The following is a 6,343-nucleotide window of genomic DNA, read 5'->3' on the forward strand; positions in this document are numbered from 1 at the left end:
TCATGTTCGGTAGGCTTAAGGATTGGAGGCGTGTCGCGACCCGTTATGACCGTTGCCCTAAGGTGTTTCTCTCTGCCATCGCGCTCGCGGCTCTCGTCATTTATTGGTTATGAATCCTGACCCTAAGGGCCAGATGACCTTCGTAATGCGCGCCTTCCATTAAAAGCGCGGCGGTAAGTGCTTCATCCCCCAAGGAGGGCAGCCCCTCGACACCGGAACTGCGCAGAGCGTTCATCAACGATCCCCATTTGGTCATCAAGAACGCCGAGATATGCGGTAGGATGGCAAAGGATACGGCGGCCATGTGCATTGGCTTTACCGCCCAAGCCGTGTTGGTGATCAGGCTGACAGAAACAAAGACCAAGACCGGCGCAGCCGCGGCAACGGGGATCAGGCCCGCAAGAAAGGACAGAAGCCCGGCAAAGGCGGCAGCGGCGATGACGATGGCGACACCGATGATATAGCCCGCATGTGCGTCGAGCCGCTTATAGGCGGGATGACCAATGTAGACAGTCGTTGGAAAGGGCGAACCAAAGAGCGCACCCAGCATCGTGCCCGCGCCATCGGTGACCTGACACAGGCCAACCGGATAGTGATCCCCTGCCGCTTCGGCAGATTCCACGTTGTTCATCGTCTCGATGAAGTTGTAGATCTGCACCGGGATCAGCACGAGGAAAAGTTCGGGGTTCGCAAACAGATATTGCAGGCCGGCAAACAGGTCGCCGATATAAGGAACCGGCGGGTAAAACCCGATCCCGCTGACGTCCACTTTGGACTCTCCCAAGGCGAAAGCGATTATCGTACCGGCGGCGATTGCGACCAGACCGGCAGGCAGGTTGCCGGGAAGGCGAAAGCGTCCGATCAATCCCCAAAGAATGAACAACAGGGAGGTGAACGCGATAATCGGGCTTTCAAAGATCTGCGCCAAGGGTACAGAGCCGATAAACACCAAGGCAATGCCGCATAGGGTGCCCAACATGCCCGCACGCGGCGTGATCTCTTTCAACCATGGCCCAACGATGGCCCCGAGTGCTGCCACGATACCACCCATAAAGCCCGCGCCGATGCCGACTTGCCATGCCAGCAAGGGATCGTCCGTGGCCCAGTAAATTGGCCCGATGACCCCGAAAAGATAGACGAACATCACGGGTGTCGAGATGCCGTAGGGCAGGGCGGTCACGTCTTTGTCCTGTCGATTGGCCGCCCATTTGGCCATATAGGTATAGACCGCCACACCGGCCAAAATGGCGATGGCGGCGCCGGGTACGATGCGGCCAAAAACGATCTCGGGCGGCATCTGAAACACGAATTGGCAAACCCCGGTCAGGATCAGCAAGTTCACTAGGTTATCGGTAAATAACGCCCAGAAAGCGTTGAAATCGCTGCGTGCAAACAGCTTGTAGTTATACGTCCTCACGTCCATGACGGTCTCCTCCACTGATAGGGCGGAACGCCTCTGGCCCGATTAGGCCAGTCTCCCCGTTCGGCCCAGATATGTGCGCCCCGGGGGCGCTTCTATTACCCCGATCGGGACGGTTGCGGCAGTTTCAGTGGTCAATTCAGCGATCACTTCGGCAGCTACGAAAGCTGCAGTGACGCTGGGCCGCTTGTCGCGGCTACCGCATGCCCCGATGGGGCAATTCAAATGTTCGATTGTTTGGCCGTCGCAATGCGTGCGGACCCAGTTTTTAAACTTCGCGCGCTTGGTGGCCGAGCCGATCATGCCCACATATAAGGCATCGCCGCGTTGCAAGGCGGCAGATGCCAATAAAAAGTCTAACCCGTGATCATGGGTCAGCACGATAAAGGCACTGCCCGCCGGTGCGTTCCAGATCTCGGCCTCCGGCAGCACGCTGATACGGGTCTCTACCGCAGCCGTGTTATATGCGATCTCCTCTGGCCGGGGATCAACTAGGATACATTTGACGGGCAAATGCTGGAACAGGTCGGCCAATGCGCGCCCGACATGACCGGCCCCCATGACGTAGACATGAGGCAGTGCCGCCTCTGTCTGGCGCGCGCGTTCTGCTGCGGCGCGCTTGTCCGAGGGCCGCATCCGCATCAAGCGGATTTCGACCCGTCCCCCACAGCATTGGCCGATCTCGGGGCCAAGCGGCACGTCCATCTCTCGCTCCAAGTCTCCGCTCTGCAACATGTCCTTTGCAGCTTGGATCGCCATGAATTCCAGCTGGCCGCCGCCGATCGTCCCCCCAAGCGCTTGGTCAGAGACAAACATCTCCGTGCCCTCGTTTCGGGGCGAAGAGCCACGCACACGGGTCAGCGCGACGCGGATGACCGAGGAATGTGTCGCGAGGAATTCTGTCAGAGAGGTGGGGGTATTCGACATGGTTCACACCATGGCCTGCAGCCGCGTCACGGCCAGCAACACGCGTTCCGGCGTGGCCGGAGCATCAAGACGTGGACACACGCGGTAGTCGGCGACCGAAGCGACGGCCATCGAGAGCGCTTCGAAGACCGAAACCCCAAGCATGAAGGGCGGCTCTCCTACGGCCTTGGAGCGCTTTACGGTCAATTCGCGGTTCTCCGACCAGTCGGCAAGGTTCACGTTGAATATGCGGGGGCGGTCCGAGGCGAGGGGGATTTTGTAGGTGGAGGGCGCATGGGTCCGCAGCCGTCCGGCATCGTCCCACCATAATTCCTCGGTCGTAAGCCATCCCATGCCTTGGATGAAGGCACCCTCTACCTGTCCCCGGTCCAGAGCCGGATTGAGCGAGCGGCCCACGTCATGCAGAATGTCCGTGCGCTCAACCCGATATTCGCCCGTCAGCGTATCTATTGTCACCTCAGAGCATGCCGCGCCATAGGCGTAGTAGTAGAATGGGCGCCCCTGTCCCTTGCTGCGGTCCCAGTGGATTTTGGGTGTTTTGTAGAATCCCGCCGCCGAAAGCTGCACGCGGGCGAGATAGGCCTGTTTGATGAATGCATCAAATGTCAGGATATCCTTCCCGATGAACACTTTGTTTGCGTGGAAAGTCACCTCTTCTGCGGAAACATCCCAAGTTGACGATGCAAACGCGACGAGCCGCGCTTAGATCTGCTCTACTGCATTGAGCGCGGCCATCCCGTTTAGGTCGGTTCCGCTGGAGGCCGCAGTCGCTGATGTGTTCGGCACTTTCTCCGTGGTGGTCTTGGTGATCTTGATCCGTTCGAAGTCGACCTGAAATGCCTCGGCGACAATCTGTGCCACCTTGGTGTTCAGCCCCTGACCCATCTCGGTGCCGCCATGGTTCAGGTGGATCGACCCGTCGTTATAGACATGCACGAGCGCGCCGGCCTGATTGTACCACGTCGCCGTAAAGGAAATTCCGAACTTGACCGGGGTCAGCGCTATCCCCTTTTTGAGCACCGGCGAGGTCTCATTGTAAGCCATGATCTCCTTGCGCCGCTGGCGGTAGTCGGAGGTGTTCTCCAACTCCCCGACAAGCCGTTCGAGAATGCTGTCTTCGACTTTCTGGTGATAGGGCGTTAGGTCGCGCCCCGCGCCGCCATAGAAGTTGGCCTTGCGTACATCCAGTGGATCCTGACCGGTGGCATAGGCGATTTCTTCGATGATGCGTTCCGCTGCCACCACCCCCTGCGGGCCGCCAAAGCCGCGAAAGGCCGTGTTGGAGACGGTGTTTGTTTTCATCGGGTGGCTTTCAAGCCGAACATTCGGGTAGAAATAGGCGTTATCGGCGTGAAACAGGGCGCGGTCGGTCACTGGCCCCGAGAGATCGGCGGAAAAACCGCAGCGTGCAGCAAAGCTGCCGCTCACCGCTTCGATGCGTCCTGCCGCGTCGAAAGAAACGTCATAATAGATCACGAAGTCATGACGTTTCCCCGTCGCCGTCATGTCTTGGTCCCGGTCGGGGCGAATTTTCACGGCGCGATTCCACTTTTTCGCGGCCATCGCGGCGACGGCGCAGAACAGGTTCATCTGGCTTTCTTTGCCGCCGAACCCACCGCCCATGCGGCGCAAGTTCACCACTACGGCATTCGAGGGCACACCGAGCACCTGCGCCACCATATGCTGCGCTTCGGAGGGGTGCTGCGTGGAGGAATGCACGACGATATCGTCGTCCTCCCCGGGAATGGCCAAGGCGATATGCCCTTCAAGATACATGTGATCCTGTCCGCCGACCGTGATCCTGCCTTTGATCCGATTGCTTGCAGATTCCATTGCCCTATCGACATCGCCCCGTTCCAGTTTCAGCGGAGCGGTGACATGCGGGTATCCCGCCTGCTGCGCCTGAATGGGATCAAGCGCATGGGGCAGCCCATCGTAACTGATTTTGGCTTTTTCCGCGGCACGCCGCGCAATGTCGCGTGTCTTCGCGATCACCGCGAACAACGGTTGACCATGGAATTGGATCAGATCGGTGGGGAAAACCGGCTCATCATTCAGCCCGGTCGGGCTCAGGTCGTTGACACCCGGCACATCGTCGGCCGTCAAAACGCCGATCACACCGGAGGTCGCGAGGACTTCGGTATAATCAATGCCCAAAAGCGTCGCATGGGCAACATCCGAGACACCCAAATAGGCGTGGAGCGTTCCCTCGGGCAGGGCAATATCGTCGGTGTAATCCGCCGCGCCTGTCACATGTTTGGACGCGCTGTCGTGAATGCGATCGCTGTGGGCGGTGCCGGTGATGGAAACGTTGTCTTTCATCTGTCGTCTCCTTTCATTAAGCGTTGATAAGTTGAACGGGAGCGGCGCTCTGCGCATCCTGTTCAAGATAGAACCGGCGCAGCAGGTTCTGCGCCGTGAGCTTTCGATACCGCGAAGAGGCGCGCCAATCGGTGAGCGGTTCGAAATCCTCGGCCAGCGCTGCTGCCGCGGCCTCAAAGATCTCGCGCGTCCAGCGCTGACCGTTCAGCGCAGTTTCCGCGGCCTTCGCACGTTTAGGCGTTGCCGCCATGCCGCCAAAGGTAATGCGGGCATTGCTGATCACGCTTTCGGTAACTGTCATATGGATGCCCACGGCCACCGATGAGATATCCTCGTCACGCCGTTTTGATATTTTGTAGGCGGCGTTCAAATCGTCGGAGCCGGGCAGGGGAACCTGAATGCTTTCGACAAATTCCGCCGCTGCGCGATCCTGCTTGCCATAGTCGATGAAAAACTTCTCCAGGGGCATGTTGCGACGGGCATCGCCGTGCCGCAGCGTGATCTGGGCCCCAAGCGCAATCAGGACGGGCGGGGTATCGCCAATCGGAGAGCCATTCGCGATGTTGCCCCCAACCGTGCCCATATTACGCACCTGCCAACCCGCGATACGGTTCCAATATGGGATAAGATGTGGCAGGTGCTCCGACAGGACGGCCTGACAATCGGTATAGCTAGCGCCAGCCCCGATGATCAGTTGATCCCCCTGTCGTTCGACTGTTTTCAAGGCGTTCAGATGGCCGGTAAAAATCGCAGGTCCGATTTGCCGTAGGAACTTTGTCACCCATAGCCCGACATCGGTAGACCCCGCGACGATGGTGGCGTTCGGATAGCTCAACAGGCAATCGGCCAGATCGTCCACGTCCGCCGGAATGATGCTTAGGTTATCTTCGGGACCAGAGACGATGCGTTTTTTGGAATGAAGCGCCTGCAGGCGCGCTGTTATCTCTTCGCGTTCGGCGTTCAGCAAATCCGACGATGGCGTGCCATAGCGCGACACGGCCACAGCCGCCTGAATAATCGGCTCGTAGCCGGTGCAACGGCAAAGATTGCCTTGCAACGCCGTTTCAACCTCTTGCGACGTTGGTTCGGGCGTCTGCATCCAGAGCGCATAGAGCGACATGACAAATCCGGGCGTGCAAAAGCCACATTGGCTGCCGTGATGGTCGATCATCGCTTCTTGGACGGGGTGCAACCGACCCTCTGGGCCGGAGAGATGCTCGACCGTGACCACATGGCACCCGTGGAGGGAGGCCAGAAAGCGAATGCAGGCATTGATCGGTTCATACACCAAGCCGGCAGTGCCAAGGCGACCCACAAGCACGGTACAAGCGCCGCAATCGCCTTCGGCGCAGCCTTCCTTTGACCCGGTCAGGCGGCGGTCGAGCCGGAGAAAATCGAGAAGGGTTTGGCTGGCTGGTACGTCAGCCAAAGACATCTCTGTGCCGTTAAGGATGAAACGAATGTCGCGTTGATAGTCCACGGGGTGCCTCCCAATCGCCAGTCTGGCTGTGATCGTCGCCGCTACGATAGACACAGTTGTTTAGGTAAAAAAAATCACCTGAAACGCTAAATACTTTCAACAGATCGTTGAAAGTAGATCGGGGCTTGGGCATCCTCATTGGGTGAGGAGGTCACCTATATGTCTTATATCGAAAGCCTGCGCGTTTTCGTTCG

General features: G+C 58.6%; 2 protein-coding genes and 3 pseudogenes. 1 reads left to right on the forward strand and 4 read right to left on the reverse strand.

The window, feature by feature from the left end; translation table 11 throughout:
• Nucleotides 1-113 (forward strand): annotated as a pseudogene (locus FCK22_RS16890) (IS5/IS1182 family transposase); the annotation flags it as partial.
• A gap of 11 nt (nt 114-124) precedes the next feature.
• On the opposite strand, the pseudogene FCK22_RS16895 reads toward FCK22_RS16890, so the two are convergent.
• From FCK22_RS16895 to xdhA, 4 genes and pseudogenes are all read right to left on the reverse strand, one after another.
• Nucleotides 125-1,423: pseudogene (locus tag FCK22_RS16895) on the reverse strand (xanthine/uracil/vitamin C permease); the annotation flags it as partial.
• A gap of 42 nt (nt 1,424-1,465) precedes the next feature.
• Nucleotides 1,466-2,347 carry a xanthine dehydrogenase accessory protein XdhC gene (gene xdhC / locus FCK22_RS16900; protein ID WP_067264922.1) on the reverse strand — a complete coding sequence of 294 codons (882 nt, stop codon included), beginning with the start codon at nt 2,345-2,347 and terminating at the stop codon, nt 1,466-1,468.
• Nucleotides 2,348-2,350: 3 nt separating this feature from the next.
• Nucleotides 2,351-4,669, reverse strand: a pseudogene (gene xdhB, locus FCK22_RS16905) (xanthine dehydrogenase molybdopterin binding subunit).
• Between the two features lie 16 nt (nt 4,670-4,685).
• Nucleotides 4,686-6,149, reverse strand: coding sequence for a xanthine dehydrogenase small subunit (xdhA, locus tag FCK22_RS16910; RefSeq protein ID WP_067264924.1), 1,464 nt, complete (start codon nt 6,147-6,149; stop codon nt 4,686-4,688).
• Nucleotides 6,150-6,343: the final 194 nt, after the last annotated feature.

The sequence above is a fragment of the Sulfitobacter sp. 15WGC genome (assembly GCF_005068605.1).
GTDB classification, from domain to species: Bacteria; Pseudomonadota; Alphaproteobacteria; order Rhodobacterales; family Rhodobacteraceae; genus Sulfitobacter; species Sulfitobacter faviae.